Here is a 20,084-nt window from a genome sequence, read left to right as displayed (position 1 = left end):
GCCATCCGCCGCCGCCCCGCGCGACGGTGTGCGTATGACTGAGCTGATCGCCGCCGAGCCGGTCGCTGCCGGGGTCGGTACGCCCGAGCCGCAGATCGTGCCCGCACCGCCCCCGCGTCGCCGGCTGCGGCGGACCGTCCGCCTGGTCGCCTGGTTCACCCTCGCCACCGTCCTCGCCGTGACCGCCGGCGCCGGCCTGACTGCCACCTGGCTGGTCCGCCGCTCGTTTCCGCAGCGCGAAGGCACGATCGCGGTGCCCGGCGTCAGCGCGCCCGTCCGGGTCCTGCGCGACGGACTGGGCGTGCCGCAGATTTACGCGAGCACCCCGCACGACCTGTTCCTCGCCCAGGGCTACGTGCACGCTCAGGACCGCTTCTGGGAGATGGACGTGCGGCGGCACCTCACCGCGGGCCGGCTGTCCGAGCTGTTCGGCGAAAGCCAGGTCGAGTTCGACGCGACGATCCGCACGATGGGCTGGCGGCGGGTCGCCGAGCAGGAGGTCGCGCTGCTCAACCCGGAAAGCCGGGCGCACCTGCGGGCGTACGCCGACGGCGTCAACGCCTACCTACGCGACCACCGCGGCTGGGAGCTGAGCGCCGAGTACGGCCTGCTCGCCCTCACCGGGCCGGTGCGCGACCCCGAGCCGTGGACCGAGGCCGACTCGGTGGCCTGGCTGAAGGCGATGGCCTGGAACCTCAACGGCAGCCTGGCGGACCAGCTCCGCCGGTCGTTGCTGAACGCCTCGCTGCCCTCGGCGCGCGTCGACCAGCTTTTTCCGGCGTACGACTTCGACCGCTGGCCGGCAATCGTCGCCGATCCGGCACCCTCCGGTGGCACCGGGGGCGGCGCCGGGGCGCGTGAACCGTCGTCCGAGGTGGCCGCCGGCCCAGGTCCCGACGAACACCGGGCGTTGCTCGGCGCGGCGACGGCCAGCTCGGCCCTGGATGCCGTGCTCGGGCCGCGCAGTCGCAACATCGGGTCCAACTCGTGGGTGGTGGCCGGGTCCCGGACCACGACCGGCAAGCCGCTGCTCGCCAACGACCCGCACCTGACACCGTCGCAGCCCGGAGTCTGGTACCAGACCGGGCTGCACTGCGAGACGGTCAGCTCGGCCTGCCCGTACGACGTGAGCGGGTTCGGCTTCGCGGGCATGCCGGGCGTCGTCATCGGCCACAACGCCCGGGTCGCCTGGGCGTTCACCAATCTCGGCCCGGCGGACACCGACCTCTACCTGGAAAAGATCACCGGCGACACGTACGAGTACCGCGGTGCGCAGGTGCCGCTGGCGACGCGTACGGAAACCATCGAGGTCGCGGGTGCACCCAGCCGGACCATCACCGTGCGCGCGACCCGGCACGGACCGGTGATCTCCGACGCCCACGATCGAGCCCGCCTCGCCGGGGAAGCGGGGCGCACCTCCGGCGTGCCCGCCCGACCCGGTGGGTACGCGGTGGCGCTGCGGTGGACCGCGCTGGAACCACGGCCCACGCTGGACGCCGTCTTCGGCCTGAACACCGCGCGGGACTGGCCGTCGTTCCGGGCGGCAGCCGCGAAGTTTGCCGCGCCCGCCCAGAACATGCTGTACGCCGACGTCGACGGGCACATCGGCTACCAGGCGCCCGGCCTCATCCCGGTGCGGGCCAAGGGCGCCGGCACCGCCCCGGTGCCCGGCTGGACCGGCGAGTACGAGTGGACCGGCTTCGTCCCGTTCGAGGATCTGCCCCGCAGCTACGACCCGGCGGCGGGCTACCTCGTCACCGCCAACAACGCGGCTGCCGGCCCGACCGCACCGCACCAGCTCACCACGAACTGGAACGACGGCTACCGGGCCCGGCGGATCACCGACCTGATCGAGGGGGCCGGCAAGCTCGACGCCGCCGCCATGACCAGGATCCAGAGCGACACCCGCAACCCGAGCGCCGAGGTCGTCGTGCCGTACCTGCTTGCGGTCAGTCCCGGGGCGGATGCGCGCGGCGCGCAGGACCTGCTGCGCGGCTGGGACTTCGGGCAACCCGCGGATTCTGCCCCCGCCGCCTACTTCAACGCCGTCTGGGACCGCATCCTCGAACTGACCATCGAACCCGCCTTCGCGGGCACCCCGGCGGGCATCCGCCCGGACGGCGGTGGGCAATGGTACGAGATCATGCGCGGCATGCTCGCGCGCCCGGACGATCCGTGGTGGCGGAACGCGGCTGACCCGCGCGGCCTGCGGACCAGGGACGACGTGCTGCGCGCGGCACTGGACGACGCCGCGGCGGAGCTGACCGGGCGGCTGGGCGACGATCCCCGCGAGTGGCGGTGGGGTGACCTGCACACCTTGACGCTGCGCAACGAGACGCTCGGCACCGGCGGCCCCGCACCCGTGCAGTGGCTGCTCAACCGGGGACCGTATCCGGTGGGCGGCGGCAACGCCGCGGTGGACGCGACCGGCTGGGACGCCAAGTTCTCCTACGAGGTGACCTGGGTGCCGTCCATGCGGATGGTGGTCGACCTCAGCGACCTGGACGCCTCGCGCTGGGTCAACCTCACTGGTCAGTCCGGGCACGCCTTCGACGACCACTACGACGATCAACAGCAGCTATGGCGTGCGGGCCAGACCGCGCCGTGGCCGTTCCACCCGCCCGCCGTCGCCGCGGCCACCCGCGCCGACCTCACGCTCACCCCGGCCGCATGACCGCCGCGGCCACCAGCGGCATCGATCAGGCGGACTTTCGGGCGGTGCTGGGCGGCTTCTGCTCCGGGGTCACCGCCGTCACCACCATCGGCCCGGACGGCCCGGCCGGCATGACCTGCCAGGCGTTTCTCAGTCTCTCGCTGGATCCGCCGCTGGTGGCGTTCGCGCCGTCGCTGCGCTCGGGCACCTACGCCAGGATCCGGGCCTCCGGGGTGTTCTGTGTGAACATTCTGGCCGCCGACCAGCAGTGGCTCAGCGACCGGTTCGCCCGTGCGGGAGCCGACAAGTTTCGCGAGGTCAGCTGGCGTCCCGGGGTCACCGGGAGCCCGGTGCTGGACGGTGTCGTGGCTTCCGTGGACTGCCGGCTGGAGGCGGACCATCCGGCCGGCGACCACCGGCTGATGGTGGGGCGGGTGGCCGCACTGCACCGCGCGCAAGACCGACAACCGCTGCTCTTCCTCGATGGACGCTACACGCTGCCCGTCCGCACCGGACAACTGTCCGATTCTACTCTCCAGGCCTCCTGAGCTCGACTGTCCGACCTGGTAGGTCGGTAGGCTCGAAACGATGTTGATCATCGTCGACGGCGTCCGGTCGCTGCCGTCGCGGCGTGGTGAAGAGGAGCGGGGTGTGACCGCAACGGGTTCGGAGCTGCCTTCCGGCGACGTCGCTGGGGGACTTGCCCTCGGCGGCGTCCGTGAAGAGTCCGTCAAGCTCTACAAGTACGCCATCGTGCATCCGCAGTGGACGACGGAGTCCGCGGCCGCCGCGCTGGACATCCCCGCCGACGAGATCGTCCGGTCGACCCGGGAACTGATCGACATGTCGCTGCTGCGGCACTCGCTCGACCCGGCGCGCACGTACGACGCGGTGAGCCCCGAATCGGCGGCCGCGGCGCTGCTCCAGGACGAGGAGCGCCTCCTGCACGAGCGACAGGCTCAGCTCGCCTCAGTCCGCGCCGAGATGCTCGCTCTGCTGCCCACCTACTACGACGCCCGGCAGCGGCGGCGCCGGGTTGAAGCGGTTGACGTGATCGAGGACAAGGACCTCGTCCGGCGGCATTTGAGCAGCGAGGCGAACCAGGCCGAGCGGGAGGTGTGCATCGCGCACCCCGGCGGTGGCCTGCCGGAGGAGAACCTCGACCGCAGCATTGCCCTCGACATTCCCGTGCTCCAGCGCGGGGTGGTGATGCGGTCGCTGCTGCAGCACTCCACCCGCTACCATCGGCCGACCGCCCGCTACGTCACCGAGGTCGCCCAGTTCGGCGCCCTGGTCCGTACGGTGCCTATCGTGCCGCGCCGGGTCCTCATCTTCGACCGCCGGACGGCGTTCATCCCGGTCGAGGTCGATGCCGCGGGCGCCGGCGGCGGGGCGGTGCTGGTGCGAGAGCCCGCCGTCGTCGGTCACCTGCTGTCCGGCTTCGAGCTGATGTGGAACAACGGTCGGCCGTACCCGATCGGCGAGGCGGGCCTGGGGCCCGTGGTGCTCGACGAGGTGGAGCGCGCGATCCTGCAGGAGATGGCGGGCGGTGCCAAGGATGAGCTGATCGCCCGCCGCATGGCGCTGTCGCTGCGCACCTGTCGGCGTTACATTGCCGGCATCCTGAGCAGCCTGGGCGCGCAGAGCCGCTTCCAGGCCGGGGTACTGGCACAGCGGCAGGGGTTGCTGGACTGATCAGTGTTCCGGTGGCTGGGAACTTGTTGCCAGGCCACTTCTTGCGACCTCCGCGCCGCTGACTTCCGGCGCCGGCCTCGAAATACTCGAAGCCGGCGGGGATGAGATCCCCGGCCGACTTCTTCCTCCCCACGGAAACAGGTGATCGTCATGCATGGGTGCGCCAAGGTTTTGAGCGGTGCCTTCCTGCTCGCCGCCCTCGCCGGACCGGCCGTCCCGGCCCTCGCCCACCTGACGCCGGCCACCCCGGCACCCGTCAGCGCCTCGGGCACTCCGCCGACGCCGCCCGTGCCCACCGAGGACGTGCCGCCGCCGGCGCGGGGTGACAACGGCGGCATCGAGTGGCCGGCCCCGCCCGCCCGCCCGCTGACGTGATCTCGGACCGGGCGGCCCCGCCCACCCGCCGCCCGGCGACCCGGCTGTTCGCCGTGCTCGCCACCGGGCACGGCATCTCGCTGGCCGGCAACTATCTCAGCCTCATCGCGGTCAACCTCTACGCGTACGCGACGACCGGCAGCGCCACCACCACCGGGCTGTTGATGGCCGCCCGGCTGGGAAGCGGATTCCTGGCCGGTCCGGTGGCCGGCCGGCTCGTGGCGCGCGCCGACCGGCGGACCGTCATGATCTGGTGCGACGTCGCGCAGGCGGCCGCGGTGGCGGCGCTGGCGCTGGTCGGCGGGGTGCCACTGCTCTGGGTGGTGGCGGTCGTGACCGGCGCCGGACACACCGTGTTCACGGTCGCCTTGCGCACCAGCATCCCCGATCTGGTCGGGGCGGAGGACCGGGTCCGCGGCAACGGCTACCTGGTCACCGCCAAGGCGTTCGGCAGCGTGGTGGGCTTCGCGAGCGCGGGCCCGCTCATCGACCTGTTCGGCTACCGCCCCGCGTTCGCCGTGAACGTCGCCAGTTTCCTCGTGTCGGCCGCGGTGCTGAGCTGGCTGCCCCTGCACTTTGGTCGTCCTGCGGTGCGATCGGACAACGACGGCGCCGCGGCGGCCGGCGGCCGGGGTGTGCCGGCGATGCTCAGCGCCGTGTGGCTCACGGTCCCCGCGATCGTCGTGGTCCGCGGCCTGGAGGGCTGGGGGTCCGCCGCGCACAATGTCGCGCTGCCGGTAGCCGGCGATCCGTCGCTGGTGAGCCGATTCTGGACGGCGTGGGCGATCGGCAGCCTCTTCGCCTACCAGCTCGTCCGTCGTCGTGGCCGGCAACCGGGCGAGCGCACCTACGCGGTGCTGGCGGTGGTGGCCTCGCTCGCCTTCATCGCGGCCTTCGCCGGCGGTCCGAGCGCCCTGACCATCGTCGCCGCGCTGGTGGCCGGCCTCGCCGACGGTGTGGCCGAGCTGGCGTACGTCACCACGCTGCAGGCACGCGACGACCGGGCCCGGATCTTCGGCGTGTCAGCGGCCGCCGAGACGCTGGGCCTGTCGGCCGGAATGCTCGGCTCCGCACTCCTGCTCGACCTCCTTCCCGCACTGCCGGTGGTGGCCCTGTTTCACGGCGTCACCATCGCCGCTGCGCTGATGTTGCTCGGTCGCCGGCGTACGGCCAAGGACCGCGCCGCCGCGGCGACGGCCACGAGAAGCTCCCTAGCCCCCGAGAAAGGGACCTGAACGATGACCCGCCCCGCGCACTACACGAGCCCTCCGCCGATTCCTGGCCCGGAGTTCCCGCACGACCTCGCCGACGCCCTTCGTCGAGCCGCCGAGCGGTTCCCGGCCGCCCGGCTGGTCGCGGCCACCGCGGACGGCGAAACGCGGGCGGACACATACCCGGAGCTCCTCGACCGGGCCCGGCGGATCACCTCCGGGCTTCGGCGGCGTGGCCTGGGAGCCGGGGACTACGCGGTCGTGTGCGGCTTCGACAACGCGGTGGACTATCTGACGGCATTCTGGGCCTGCGTGCTCGGCGGCATCCGGCCGCTGATCACGCACCCTGAGGCCGAGGCGATGCGCGGAGCCGCCGCCCGGTCCCTGGTGGCCGGCGCGGCCCGTCTGCTCGACGACGCACCGGTGCTCACCAGCGCCACAGTGGACGAGCTCCTGCGGGGCGACACCGTGTCGATCTCGGTCGTAGACGTCACCGCGCTGGTCGACGAGCCTCCCGCCACCGACCTGCACCGGGCCGCCCTCGACGACGTAGCGCTGCTGATGATGTCGTCGGGCAGCACCGGCACCCCTAAACTCATTCCGCTGACCCACCGTGGTGTGCGGGACTTCGCCGCCGGAACGCCCGACGTACTGCCCGTGCACCCCGGCGACACCCTGCTCAACTGGATGCCCCTCGACCACAGCGGCGCATTCCTGCTCTATCACGTCCTCGGCGTCGTCCACGGCTGCACCACCGTGCACGTGCCCACCGCGGCAGTGCTCGCCGACCCGCTGCTCTGGTTCGATCTGACCGAGCGCTACCGGGTCGCGCACACCTGGGCGCCCAACTTCGCCTACCGCCTGGTCAGTGCCGCGCTCGCCGCCCGACCGGACCGGCGCTGGGACCTGTCCGCCGTACGCTCGCTGGTGAGCGGCGGCGAGATGATCACCGTGCCGGTGATGACGGAGTTCCTGCAGGCGGCCGGCGCTTTCGGCCTGCGCCCCGAAACGTTCCGCCCGGTGTGGGGGATGACCGAGACGGTCACCGCGATCACGTACGCCCGCCCCGGCCTCATCCCCAACATCCAGCGGCACGACGAGCTCAACGACGTCCCGTACGTCGCGGTCGGCGTGCCCGCACCCGGCGCCGAAGTGCGCATCGTTGGTGACGACGGCGCCGTCCTGCCCGAGGACCGGATCGGGCGCCTGCAGGTGCGGTCCTCCCGGGTGACCCGCGGCTATTTCCGGGACCCGGCGGCGAACGCGCGGGCGTTCACCCCCGACGATGCCGCGGGCCCGTGGCTGCACACCAACGACCTGGCGTTCGGTCACGACGGCCAGATCGTCATGGTCGGCCGGGAGAGCGACCGGATCGTCCTGCGCGGCCGGAACTTCTTCGCCACCGAGATCGAAACCGTGGCCGCCGGGGTCGAGGGAGTCCGGCCCGACCTGGTCGGCGCGTGCGGGCTGCCCGACCCGGCAACCGGCACCGAAACGCTGCTCGTGGTTGTCGGCACCGACGACCCCGGCCGGGCTGCCGCGGTGCGCGCCGAGTTGTTCCAACGGTTGGGTCTGACGGCGCGGGTCGAGACCGTGCAGCCCGCCGACTTCCCGCGTACGGCCAGCGGCAAGGTGCGCCGGGGCATGCTGCGGGAACGGCTCGCGGCGGGCCGGCGTACCGCCGCCGAGGTGATCCGGTCGGTGCTGGGTGACGCGGCGCCGGACACGCCGTTCTACGACAGCGGCGCCGACTCGGTCACGCTGGCGCGGCTGCACGCGGCGCTGCAGCGCGAGCTCGGCGTCACCTTTTCGCGTACGGCGATGTTCGAGCACCCGACACCTGCCGCCCTGGCCCGGCACCTCGCCACACCGGCCGGCGCTCCGGTCCCGGCCGTACCCGCCGCGGTGCCGGCCGCTGGCCAGCGGATCGCCGTCATCGGCATGGCCCTGCGTTTTCCTGGCGCGAACTCGCCCGAGGAATTCTGGTCCGATCTGGAGTGCGGCACCTCCCGCGTCCGTCGATTCAGTGTCGCGGAACTGGCCGCAGCCGGCGTTCCCGCCGCCGACTACACCAGCGACGACTACGTGCCAGCGGCCGGCCCGCTCGACGGCATCGACGAGTTCGACGCGGACTTCTTCGGGATCGCCCCGGCGGAAGCGGCACGCATCGACCCAGCCCACCGGTTGTTCCTGCAGGTCTGTCAGCATGCCCTCGAGGACGCGGGCTATGCGGGTGCCGAACGCGGCACCCGCACCGGCGTCTTCGCGGGATCCGGTGCCTACCTGTACGGCCGCCGCCCGGATCCGCTCGACGGCGCCGCGGACCCCGTCACGGAAATGCAGGCGGCGATCGGCGGGCAGCCCGACTTCCTGGCTACCCGGGTCGCGTACCGTCTGGGGCTGACCGGGCCGGCCATCGGCGTGCAGACCGCCTGCTCAACCTCTCTGGTCGCCGTACACCTTGCCAGTCAGGCCCTGCTCGCCGGCGACGCCGACCTCGCCATCGCGGGCGCGGCGGCGGTGCACCGACCGGCGGTCACCGGCTACCGCCACTATCCGGGCTCGATCCTGTCGCCGAGCGGCACTCTCCGCGCCTTCGACGCCGCCGCTGACGGTACGGTCGGCGGCAGCGGCACGGCCGCGGTGGTGCTCAAGCGGCTGGACCGGGCGATCGCCGACGGTGACACCGTCCACGCGGTCATCCTCGGCTCGGCAGTCAACAACGACGGCGCCGGCAAGGTCGGGTTCACCGCCCCCGGACTGGCCGGCCAGGCTGACGTGATCGGCCGCGCCATCGACCGGGCCGGCGTTCCGGCCGAGACGATCACCTATCTGGAGGCCCACGGGACGGGAACGGCGCTCGGCGATCCGATCGAGCTGCGCGCGGCGTCCCGGGCACTGGCCGACCGCACCGGCGCGACCGGGTTCTGTGCGGTGGGCTCGGTCAAGCCCAACGTCGGCCACCTGGATAGCTGCGCCGGCATGGCCGGGCTGATCAAGACGATCCTGATGCTGCGCCACGGTCGCCTGGTGCCGCTGCCACACTTCGCGCAGCCCCACCCCGACCTCGAGCTGGACGGCGGACCACTGCGCCTGCAAGCCACCGGCGGACCATGGGAGACCGGCGGCGGCCCCCGCCGGGCCGGCGTCACCGCGCTGGGGGTCGGGGGTACGAACGCCCACGTGATCCTGGAGGAACCGCCGCTGTCCGAGCCGCTCGTGCCCGGTGCCGCACCGCCCGTCGCCGCCACCAGCGGGCGGCGTACCGTTTCCGCCGCCGGTGCCTCGTCGGCCGTTTCCGCCGCCGGCGAGCCCCGAGCCGGTGTCCTCTCGTTGTCCGCCGGCGAGCCCCGAGCCGGTGTCTTCCCGTTGTCCGCCGGCGAGCCGCGAGCCGGTGTCCTCCCGTTGTCCGCCGCGAACCGCGACGCGCTGGCCGAGCTGGTCGGGGCGATGCGCGACCATCTACGGGCCCACCCCGGACTGCGCGTCGCCGACCTGCAGACCACCCTGGGTGCGGGACGGTCCCATCGTGCCTACCGGACGGCGGTCGTCGGTGACACCGCGACTGAGCTTGCCGACGCGCTCGACCAGGTGGCGTTACCGCAGACCGCGATCACCCGCGCTCCCGCCGTCACCTTCGCCTTCGCCGGGCAGGGCTCCGCCCGGCCGGGCATGGCAGCCGGCCACTATGCCGAGTTTGCGCCTTTCCGCGCGGTGCTCGACGAATGCGACCGGGTTTACCGCGACGAGACCGGCGCGAGCCTGCTCACCCTGCTGTGCGAGCAGCGTGCGGACCAGCGAGTGTGGTCCACCGACGAGGCGCAACCGGCCCTGTTCGCCTTCCAGGTCGCGCACGCCGCACTGTGGCGCTCATTCGGCATCACCCCCGCCATGGCGATCGGCCACAGCGTCGGTGAGTACGCGGCCCTGTGCGTCGCAGGTGCGCTGCCCCTAACGGCCGGTCTGCGCGCGGTGATTGCTCGGGGCCGCTTGATGCACGGCACCGCACCAGGCGGGATGTTGAGCGTGCAGGCTCCCCGCACCCTGATCGACGACCTGTGCACGCGGACCGGGGTCGAGGCGGCCGCCGAGAACGGCCCGGCCGATTTCGTGATCGGCGGACCGGCGGCGGCCGTCGCCGCTGCCGCCCGGTGGCTCGACGAGCATCGGATCACCTGGCAGGCGCTCGACGTGGACCGCGCGTTCCACACGTCCCTGATCGATCCGATCCTGACCGCCCTCCCGGCCCCGGCCCTGGCCCTGGCACCCCTTCGCATCCCGGTCGCCAGTACGGTCACCGGCCAGATCCTGCCCGCCGGCACCCTGCTGGACCCGGACTACCTGCGCCGGCAGGCCCGCCAGCCGGTAAGTTGCGCCGAAGCCGTCGGCACCCTCGACGGCGTGGTGCTGGATCTCGGCCCGTCGGCGGTTATGACCGGCATCGGCCGCCGTGCCGCGGCCGGCTCCTGGATTCCGGCGTCTCGCGGCGTGCCCACGGCGATGGCCGAGCTCTACCGGGCCGGCGTCGATCTGGACTGGCCCGTGGCCAGCCGGCGCATCCCCCTGCCGCGCTACCCGTTCCGCCGCGACCGCCACAGCCTGCCAACCGCTGCCTTCCCCGACCCGGCCGCCATTCCCGAGCCGGCCGCCTTCTCCGTGCCTGCCGCCTTTAACGAGCCGGCCGCTACTACCGAGCCGGCCGCTACTACCGAGTCGGCCGCCTTCCCCGAGCCAGCCGCTAGCGCTGAGCCGGCTGCGGATACGCAGGTCCTCGACGCCATTTGTCGGGTCGCCGCCGAGCGGCTCGGCCGGGACGTCGGCCCCGATGACGTTTTCCTCGACCTCGGTGCCGACTCGCTGGTCCTCCTCGCCGTCGTCAATTACCTCCGCCGCGAGCACGCCACCGAGATCCCCGTCCGTCGCCTCTTCGGCGACGCCGAAACGCCCCGGCTCCTCGCGACTCTCGTCACCGGCCCTTCTGCCGCCGCCCCTGCCCCTGCCGCTGCCGCCGCTGCCGCCGCCCCTGCCGCCGCTGCCGCCGCCCCTGCCGCCGCCGTCGCCGCCGATGTGTTCGCGGTCGACATCACCCAAGAGCCCGCGCCCACGGAGAAAGCCCCATCCGCCGGCGATCGGCACGTCGACTTCAGCCTCTACTTCTTCGGTGACTATCCCGACCAGGACGACACGGACAAGTACCGGACCGTGCTGGCCGCGACCACCTTCGCCGACGAACACGACTTCTACGCGGTGTGGTTCCCCGAACGGCACTTCCACTCGTTCGGCGGCCTCTTCCCCAACCCGGTGGTGCTCGCGGCGACCCTCGCCGGCCGGACCGAGCGGATCCGCCTGCACGCCGGTTCGGTCGTCCTCCCGCTGCACCATCCGGTGCGGGTAGCCGAGGACTGGTCCATGGTCGACAACGTGTCCGGCGGCCGGGTGGGGTTGTGTGTAGCCAGCGGGTGGCACCCCAACGATTTCGCGCTGAACCCCGAGGCGTACGCCCGGAACCGCGACCTGGTCCACGAGCACCTCGCCACGATCCGTACCCTGTGGGCGGGTGGTGCCGTGCCCGCCACCTCCGGCAAGGGTGAGCCGTTCGACCTGCGGATCTATCCGCGTCCTCGGCAGGAGATGCCACCGCTGGCGATCGCGGTGCTGTCCCGTCCGGAGAGCTGGCAGGCGGCAGCCGCGGCGGACCTCGGCGTGATCACCAACCTGATGGTGCAGTCGGTCGATCAGCTCACGGCAAACATCGCCCTGTACCGCCGGACCCGCGCCGAGCACGGCCTCGATCCGGACGCTGGGCGGGTCACCGTGCTGGTGCACACTTACCTGGGCACTGATCTCGACCAGGTCCGCGAGGAAGCGTTCGCGCCGTTCTGCGCGTACCTGAAATCTTCGTTGTCCCTGCTCGGTCAGACGATGGGCAGCCTCGGTGTGGCTATCGGTCCGGACACCCCACCCGCCGACGTCGAGTTCCTGCTGGAGCAGGCATACCGCCGCTACTGTGCCGACCGGGCGCTGATCGGCACAGTGGAGAGCAGCCGCGCGGTCGTGGACCGGCTGGTGGCGGCCGGCGCCGACGAGATCGCGTGCTTCGTCGACTTCGGCGTGTCCGGCGACCAGATCTTGCGCTCGCTCCCGATCGTCGACGAGTTGCGCCGCAGTGCGCCGGCCGTGCCGGTGCCGGAAGGCGCACCGATGTCGCCCGCGCAGGAGGGCATGTGGTTCCTGGAGCAGGCCTATCCGGGCACGCTCAACTACCACGAGCCCAAGGTGGTCCGACTGGACGGCCCGCTGGACGCTGACCGGTTGCGCACCGCGCTCGGTCGGGTCGTCGAGCGGCATGCACCGCTGCGGACGGTCTTTCGGGCCGGAACTGGTCCGGTGCATCAGATCGTGCTGCCGCGCGTCGAGGTGCCCTGCCCCCTGCACGACATGACGGGAACCCCGGAGCGGGATGCCGTGCGGGTCGTCTTGGCGGAGCTGAATGCGACGCCGTTCGACCTCGCCGCAGGCCCGTTGCTGCGCGCCGCTTTGGTCCGGCTCGGCGACGACCGCCACCTGCTCGTGCTGTCCGTGCACCACATCATCTTCGACTCGTTCTCGGCCGCGGTCCTCCTCCGTGATCTCGGCGCCTACTACCGTGGTGCCGTCCCGCCGCCGTTGCCGACGAGCTTCGCCCAGTACGTTGCCGGTCGCCGCTCGCGTGGCGAGGACGTCGAGTTCTGGCAGCGGACCCTGGCCGGGGCGCCGGTGTCGTCGCTCGCCGGCAACCGCTCGGGCGCCGGCACGGTCCGGGGTGCCGCGCTGACCCGCAACTGGGACGCCGCATTCGTGGCTCAGGTCCGGCAGCTCAGCGCAGCGCATCGGGTCACTCCGTTCATGACGCTGACCGGCGCGTTCGCCCGCGCCCTCGGCCGCCGGTGCGGTCAGGACGAGGTGGTGATCGGTACGGCCCTCACCGATCGACCGGCCGGCACCGAGGACCTCGTCGGGATGTTCGTCGACGCGGTGCCGTTGCGCATCGACGTTTCCGGTGCTCCGTCGCCGGGTGTCTTGGCGCAGCGGGTCCGCGACGTCAGCACGGCCGCCTTCGCGCATGCGGGCCTCGGTTTCCGGGAGATCGTCGCGGCGGTCAACCCGGAGCGTGAGCCGGGCCGCAACCCCTTCTTCCAGGTCCTCGTGGAGTACGAGAACCACACCGACACCGACTTCGACCCGCCCACCCTGCGCGCTTCCGCCGTCGATGTACCGCTGGACCGCGCCCCACTGGACCTGACCGTCTACCTGTCCGCGGCCGAGGACGGCCTGCAGTGCCACCTGGAGTACGACGCCGGCATCCTCGATCGGTCCACGGTGGAGGCGCTGCTCGACGAGGTGGAACAGGCGTTGTGCCCGCCGGTCACGCTGCACGGGTTGGTGGAGGCCCAGGTCCGACGGACGCCCGGTGCAGTTGCGCTGATGTCCGGGGACGAGTCAGTCACCTACCGCGACCTCGACCGCCGCGCTAACGCCGTGGCGTGGCGGCTGCGCGACCGCGGTGTGGCGCCGGGGGACTTCGTCGGTGTACGGCTGCCCCGCGGCGTACCCCTCATCGTCGCCCTGCTCGGCGTGCTCAAAGCGGGCGCCGCCTACGTGCCGTTGGACCCGGCCCTGCCGGACTCTCGGCAACGACTGATGACCGACGATTGCGCGGTGCGGATCGTCGTCGACGAGGGCACCGCGACGACGCTGCTCGCCGGGGACGACCCGCGCGCCGACCGGGCACCGGTGGCTGGCGCTGATCCGGACCGGCTCGCCTACTGCATCTACACCTCCGGCTCTACCGGTCGGCCGAAGGGTGTGGCGGTTCCGCACCGCGGGCCGGTCAACGTGGTGTCGTGGTACCTGCGCACCCGGGCGCCGCTTCGGACGCTGCAGTGGACCTCGGCCGGCTTCGACGTGAGCGTGCTGGAGATCTTCACGACTCTGGCCGCAGGTGCGGCCCTGGTGCTCATCCCGGACGGAGCGCGCTACGAGCCGGCAGCGGTCACTCGTACCCTGCGGCAGTTCGGGGTGCAGCGGCTCTTCATGACCTTCACCGCGCTGAAGTACCTCGTCGAGACCGGACCGGACCTACCGGCGTTGGAGGAAGTGGTGGCGGCCGGTGAACCGATGACGCTCACCCCGGCGCTGCGGCGCTTCCTGGCTGAGCGACCCGGGCGCCGGCTCTACAACGAGTACGGCCCGACCGAAGCCTCGATCATCGCGACCAGCCATCTCGTCGACCCGACGGCGGGCGACCGGCCGCCGATCGGGCGGCCGATCGACAACGTGGAGGTGGTGCTCCGCGACGGCCAGATTCACCTCGGCGGTGTCTGCCTGGCGCACGGCTATGTCGGGCAGCCCGAGGCGACCCGCTCAGTGTTCGCCGAGCATCCGTCCGGGCGCCTCTACCGCACCGGCGACCTCGGCCGGTGGAACACCGACGGCGAGCTGGAGTTCGTCGGCCGGGCAGACGACCAGGTCAAAATCAGAGGGTTCCGGGTCGAGCCAGGGGAGACGACGCAGGCTCTCCTGCACCTTTCCGGCGTACGCGACGCAGTGGTCGTTGCCGGCGCCGACCCCAGCGGGGAGAACTGCCTGATCGGTTACGTGGTGCCAGCCACCGGAGCCACAGCTCCGACCGGCACGCAGCTGTCCCGGCAGCTGGCCGAGTCGTTGCCGAGCTATCTGATCCCCACCGCCTGGGTTTTCCTCGACCAACTGCCGTTGACCACGAGCGGCAAACTCGACCGCAACGCGCTGCCCCCACCGCCCTGGGCGGCCAGCGTCCCACCCGCCCCAGCCACCGCGTCCACCTTGGTTTCTCCGACGCTGGACGCGGAGGAGAAGCTGCGCTCGCTGTGGGCGGCTGAGCTGGGCATCGCCGACGTACCCGCCGACGGGTCGTTCTTTGCCCTCGGCGGTCACTCGCTGACAGCCGTCCGGCTCGCCGGACGAATCCGCGACGTGTTCGGCGGCGACCCGCGGGTGACCGATCTGTTCCGCGCGCCGACACCCCGGCAGATGGCCGCCCTGTTACGACCCAGCGCGGTGCCGGCGTCCAGCGTCCAGGAGCGAATGTGGGCTGCACATCAAGCTCATCGCCGGCCGGCGGTCTTGAACGTGGCACACCGCGTGGATCTCGACGGCCCGGTCGACCCGGCCGCACTGCGCGTCGCCCTGACCTCCCTGGCTGTCCGACACCCGGCGTTGCGGACCCGGTTTGTCCTGCACGATGCCGTGGTGCGGCAGGTGGTCGAGGACGACTTCCGCGCCGAGCTGCCGGTGACCGACCTGCGCGGCGACCCCGACACGGTGGACGACTGGTGCCAGGATCACGCCGACGCGCCGTTCAGGCTGGACGGCCCACCGCCGTGGCGGGCCTCGCTGGCCCGTACCGGTGCCGACGCCTGGACCCTGATGCTCGTTCTGCACCACTCGATCTGCGATGGTTGGTCGCTGGCGGTGCTGTGGCGCGAGCTTTCCCTCCCCGCACCCGCGTCGGACCGGCCAGTGCCGTACGCCGACTACGTGACCTGGCGAGCGGCGGAGATCGAGCGGGATCGCGAGCGACTGACCGGCTTCTGGCGGCGGCAGCTGGCGGGGGTGCCCCTGCAAGCTTCGCTGCCCCTGGACCGCCCCCGGCCGCAGCAGCCCTCCGGGCGCGGTGCCCTGCACCACGCGGAGCTGCCCGCCGCGACCGTGCAGCGGGTGAAGGCACTGGCTGAGGAGTGCGGCACGACACCGTCGGCGGTGCTCACCGCAGGCTTCGGCGTCTGGCTGGCCCGCACCTGCGACCAGCGCGACGTCGTGGTCCCATTGTCCAGCGCAAGCCGCATCCGCCCCGAGCACGACCGCACCTTCGGACCGGTCGGCGAGGCACTCCTGGTGCGGGTCACCCTCGCCGACGACATGCGCTTCGCCGACCTGGTACGCCAGGTGACTCAACGCACCTTCGCGGCCCTGGACCACCACGCGTTGGCATTGCGGGAGGTCAGCCGCGAACTGGGCGTTGAGATCCGTACGCCGCATGTGCTCTTCACCGTCGTCACCAATCCGCCACCACAGCTGTCTCTGCCCGACGTGACCGCCCGGATCGCCGGTGTCGCCGTCTCCGGTGTGGCCCGGACCGATCTCTACGTGGTGCTGGTGCCCTCGGCGGAGGGAATCTCCTTGACGATCGAGTACGCCACCGACCTCTTCGAGGACCGCACGATCAAACACTGGGCCGAGGAACTGATCGACATCCTCGACCAAGGCGCGGTGAGCGGCACGATCTGATCCGCGTGCCGGGTGGGCGACCACCCGGCACCGCGGCGAAAGCACCCCTGCGCTGCCCCGGGCCTACCGGCGGGGCCGTAGCGTGGAAGCGTTGTGATCATCCGTCGGCTGAGCCGTCCCCGACACCCTCTGGAGCTGCCCGCATGCTGCACGTCCGGGTCATCGCCCCAGCCACGGTCAGCGAGCGGGTGCGCCAACTGCTCATCGACGACGAGGCCGTCACCCACCTCATCGTCTTTCCTGGCGCGGCGCAGGCACCGCCCGGCGACGTCGTGGAGTTCGATGTCGTCCGCGAGGGCGCCAGCCACATCCTGGACGGCCTGCGCGGCCTCGGCATCGACCGGGACGGCGCGGTGGTCATCGACCGGGTGGACACCGCCCTGTCCGCCGCCGCCGACCGCGCTGCCCGCAAGACTCCCGGCCTCGGCGTGGACGCGGTGGTCTGGGAGGAGATCGAGCACCAGACCGGCGAGGAAGCCGCGCTGTCCGCCTCGTACCTGACGTTCATGAGCGTCGCCACCGTCATCGCCGCGGTCGGCGTCCTGCTGGACCAGCCGATCCTGATCGTCGGCTCGATGGTCGTCGGCCCGGAGTTCGGCCCGCTCGCTGCCCTCTGCGTCGGCCTCGTGAAACGCAAATCCCTTTTGGTACGCCGCTCAGCTCTGGCCCTGGCGGTCGGCTTTCCGGTCGGCATGGCCGTCACCGTGGCAGCCGTGTGGCTGCTCACTGCCGCCGGCCTGATCGACAAGTCGATGCTGCTGGCGAACCGGCCCCTCACCGACTTCATCTGGCGGCCCGACGCCCTGTCCTGGGTCATCGGCTTCCTCGGCGGCGTCGCCGGCATCCTGTCGCTGACCTCCGCCAAGGCCGGCACCCTCGTCGGCGTCCTCATCTCCGTCACCACCGTCCCGGCCGCCGCCAACGCCGCCGTCGCGCTGGCCTACGGCGTCGAGGAGGAAGCGTACGGCTCCGCGCTGCAGCTGCTCATCAACGTCGCCGCCATCATCCTCGCCGGCGTCCTGACCCTGCTCGTCCAGCAACTCGCCTGGAAACGACCACCGCGGACCCGCCGGTAGGACCGGCGGGCGACGTGCCGCCCGCGAGGATTGATCGACCGCTCGTCGGGTAGTTGCTGCGCGTGTTGATCGAGTCGCCTGAGCTGCCACTTCCTGGCCGGGGAGCCACGGGGGAGCGCCTTCGTGGTTTGACGGCGTGGGGCCGTGCCGATCTGGTCTCCTGCCGGCTTGCGGAGGGGCACGTGGATGCGGTGGCGATCCGTACGGAGCTCGGCGACATCGGCACGGATGACGGCACCGGAACGCGGCGGTGGGGTGTGTGGGCGGCGGTGCCGCCGTCCGTACGGGCGCAGCGTCACCCCGACGGCTGGCGCCTGACGGGGGAGCGGCCGTGGTGTTCCGGGGCAGCCTGGTGTACGGATGCGCTGGTCACGGCGGTTGCGGACGACGGGATCCGGCTCTTTGCGGTGCGCAATGAGGCCCCGTACCTGCTGCCGCTGGACGGCACCTGGCCGGCGATCGGCATGGCGGGCAGCGACAGTCGGACCGTCCGGTTCACCGACGCGCCGGCCCGGCCGGTTGGCGGCGTAGGCGCTTACGTGAACCGGCCCGGCTTCTGGCATGGTGGCGTGGGCGTTGCGGCGTGCTGGTTCGGCGGCGCCTTGGGTGTCGCCGACACTCTGCTGTCGGCCGCGCACCGCAAGGCTCTGGGCCCGCACGCCCTTGCGCACCTGGGCGCTGTGGACGTCGCGTTGGGCGCTGCGAGAGCAGTGCTCGAAGCGGCCGCCCAGCAGATCGACACCAGCCCCGAAGCCGACGCCCACCGTCTCGCCCTCCGGGTACGGTCGACAGTGGAAAGGGCAGCCTCCGAGGTCATCGACCGGGTCGGTCGTGCGCTCGGAGCTGGACCGCTCGCCCACAATGGCGCTCACGCCCGGCGGGTCGCCGATCTGACCGTGTATCTCCGGCAGAGCCACGCCGAAGCCGATCTGGAACAACTCGGCCAGCTCCTCGTCGAGGACGACCCGCGGTGGTGAGGCCGATCGTGGGCGAAGGCACAGCCGAGGACGAATGGCTCTCCTGGCCCACGATCGGGCAATGGCCGCAGCTGCCACTCGACGTTCCTGGACGACCCCTGGTGGTCGCCCCGCACCCGGATGACGAGATTCTGGGCGTGGCCGGCTTGATGGCGGTCTGGGGGACCGCGGACCTTGCCGCCGTCACGGACGGGGAGGCGTCCCACCCCGGATCAACCGTGCACAGCCAGGTCGAGCTGGCGGCTATTCGGCGGGCTGAGACTGACGAGGCACTGCGCCGACTCGGCATCGATCCGATCGCGGTGCATCGACTCGGTCACGCCGACGGTGGGATCGATGAGGCGCTCTTGACCGAGCAGCTGACCGGACTGCTCACGCCGGGCCGGTGGTGCCTGGTCACCTGGCGGGGCGACGGGCACCCCGATCATGAGAAGGCCGGCCGGGCTGCCGCTCGGGCTTGCGCCGTGACGGGGGCGCGGCTGCTCGAATACCCGATCTGGACGTGGCACTGGGCGTACCCAGATGATCCGAGCGTGCCGTGGCAGCGGGCCCGCCGGATCGACCTGCCGCCCGCAGCCCGAGCGGCCAAGGCCGCGGCCATCCAGGCGTTCCGGAGCCAGATCGCGCCACTCGGCCCGGCCGAGGCGGACGCGGCGATCCTGCCGCCGCACGTCGTCGCCCGGTTCCTTCGTCCTTTCGAGGTGGTCTTCGAGTGAGCACGCCGGACTCCTACTTCCAGCGGTTGTACGCCGACAGCCCCGATCCGTGGGACTTTGCGAACCGGTGGTACGACGCGCGGAAGCACGCGCTGACCGTCGCCGCGTTACCCGCACGCCGGTATCGGTCCGGATTCGAACCGGGATGCTCGACGGGAATGCTCACCCGCCTGTTGGCTGAACGGTGTGACCAGCTGCTGGCGGTGGATGTGGTCGACTCTGCGGCACGGGCTACGGCGGAGCGGATCGCCGGCCACCCACACGTGACGGTGGAGGTGGCCCGGATGCCGCAGGAATGGCCGGAAGGCACCTTCGACCTCATCGTGCTGTCGGAACTGGGTTACTACTTCGACGACGAGGAGCTGGCCGACCTGCTCAGTCGGGCGGTCGGCTCGCTGCACCCGGGCGGCGACCTGGTTGCGGCGCATTGGCGCTGGCCGGTGCCCGAGCACGTCCGCACCGGCGACGACGTGCACGCCGCACTGGCCGCGTTGCCTGACCTGTATCGGCTGTCCAGCCATCGGGAGTGCGACTTCCTGCTCGAGGTCTTCACCCGGGACCCCGCAGCCGCGTCGGTCGCCCGCCGCGAGGGCTTGGTGTGACCGTACGCCGCATCTCCGTGGTCGTTCCCGCACACAACGAATTCCCGCTGGTGCAGGGCTGCCTGGACGCGCTGCACGTCGCCGCGGCTCGGGTGCGGGTCCCGGTGCGCATTGTTGTCGTCGCCGACGCCTGCTCCGACCGGACCGCAGCCCTGGCACACGCCCATGGCGCAGAGGTCATCGAGGTGGCGGAGCGAAATGTCGGCCGGGCCCGGGGCGCGGGGATGGCGTATGCCCTGCGCGACGGCCCGGACGGGCTGTGGCTCGCCACCACCGATGCAGACAGCAGAGTGCCGGCCAACTGGTTCCGGCGCCACCTCCGGCATGCCAACCGAGGCGCCGACCTGATCGCCGGCACGGGCCGTAGGACGAGCCCCGTACGGCTTCGCGGCCCACCTCACCGCGCTCGGCGCCGAAGTTGCCGCTGGTGATCGGCACTGCTGGCACGCTTCCGGGCCGATCGGCCGGGTA

General features: G+C 72.0%; 11 protein-coding genes. All 11 read left to right on the top strand.

Translation table 11 applies throughout. The features are described 5' to 3' along the window. Positions 1-34: 34 nt before the first annotated feature. The 11 genes from ACIA1L_RS28000 to ACIA1L_RS27950 all read left to right on the top strand — a co-directional run bounded on the left by ACIA1L_RS28000 (position 35) and on the right by ACIA1L_RS27950 (position 20,044). Positions 35-2,674 carry a penicillin acylase family protein gene (locus ACIA1L_RS28000; RefSeq protein WP_396075964.1) on the top strand — a complete coding sequence of 880 codons (2,640 nt, stop codon included), beginning with the start codon at positions 35-37 and terminating at the stop codon, positions 2,672-2,674. After that, entirely contained in the window at positions 2,671-3,201 is a 531-nt protein-coding gene (locus ACIA1L_RS27995; protein ID WP_396075962.1) for a flavin reductase family protein, read from the top strand. Before ACIA1L_RS28000 ends, ACIA1L_RS27995 begins: the two co-directional genes overlap by 4 nt. Before the next feature lie 40 nt (positions 3,202-3,241). Further along, entirely contained in the window at positions 3,242-4,348 is a 1,107-nt protein-coding gene (locus tag ACIA1L_RS27990) for a LuxR C-terminal-related transcriptional regulator (protein ID WP_396075961.1), read from the top strand. 150 nt (positions 4,349-4,498) lie between these two features. Next, a complete protein-coding gene (locus ACIA1L_RS27985) occupies positions 4,499-4,723 on the top strand; it encodes a hypothetical protein (RefSeq protein WP_396075960.1) in 225 nt (74 codons plus the stop codon). Next, positions 4,690-5,958: an MFS transporter gene (locus ACIA1L_RS27980; protein WP_396075959.1), complete on the top strand. Its 1,269-nt coding sequence runs from the start codon at positions 4,690-4,692 to the stop codon at positions 5,956-5,958. The genes ACIA1L_RS27985 and ACIA1L_RS27980 overlap by 34 nt, the downstream gene beginning before the upstream one ends. Positions 5,959-5,961: 3 nt before the next feature. Further along, positions 5,962-16,242: an amino acid adenylation domain-containing protein gene (locus tag ACIA1L_RS27975; RefSeq protein WP_396075957.1), complete on the top strand. Its 10,281-nt coding sequence runs from the start codon at positions 5,962-5,964 to the stop codon at positions 16,240-16,242. 143 nt (positions 16,243-16,385) lie between these two features. After that, positions 16,386-17,318, top strand: coding sequence for a DUF389 domain-containing protein (locus ACIA1L_RS27970; RefSeq protein ID WP_396075956.1), 933 nt, complete (start codon positions 16,386-16,388; stop codon positions 17,316-17,318). A gap of 182 nt (positions 17,319-17,500) precedes the next feature. Next, positions 17,501-18,295 carry an acyl-CoA dehydrogenase gene (locus tag ACIA1L_RS27965; protein ID WP_396075954.1) on the top strand — a complete coding sequence of 265 codons (795 nt, stop codon included), beginning with the start codon at positions 17,501-17,503 and terminating at the stop codon, positions 18,293-18,295. Next, positions 18,289-19,011: a PIG-L deacetylase family protein gene (locus ACIA1L_RS27960; protein WP_396075953.1), complete on the top strand. Its 723-nt coding sequence runs from the start codon at positions 18,289-18,291 to the stop codon at positions 19,009-19,011. Before ACIA1L_RS27965 ends, ACIA1L_RS27960 begins: the two co-directional genes overlap by 7 nt. Further along, positions 19,008-19,613, top strand: coding sequence for an SAM-dependent methyltransferase (locus tag ACIA1L_RS27955; RefSeq protein ID WP_396075952.1), 606 nt, complete (start codon positions 19,008-19,010; stop codon positions 19,611-19,613). The genes ACIA1L_RS27960 and ACIA1L_RS27955 overlap by 4 nt, the downstream gene beginning before the upstream one ends. Next, a complete protein-coding gene (locus ACIA1L_RS27950) occupies positions 19,610-20,044 on the top strand; it encodes a glycosyltransferase (protein ID WP_396075951.1) in 435 nt (144 codons plus the stop codon). The genes ACIA1L_RS27955 and ACIA1L_RS27950 overlap by 4 nt, the downstream gene beginning before the upstream one ends. The last annotated feature ends 40 nt before the right edge of the window (positions 20,045-20,084 follow it).

This window comes from Actinoplanes sp. NPDC051859 (assembly GCF_044452725.1).
In the GTDB taxonomy this organism is placed as follows: Bacteria; Actinomycetota; Actinomycetes; order Mycobacteriales; family Micromonosporaceae; genus Actinoplanes.
Note: the sequence above shows the minus strand (reverse complement) of the source record. Positions and strands in the feature narration are given on the sequence as shown.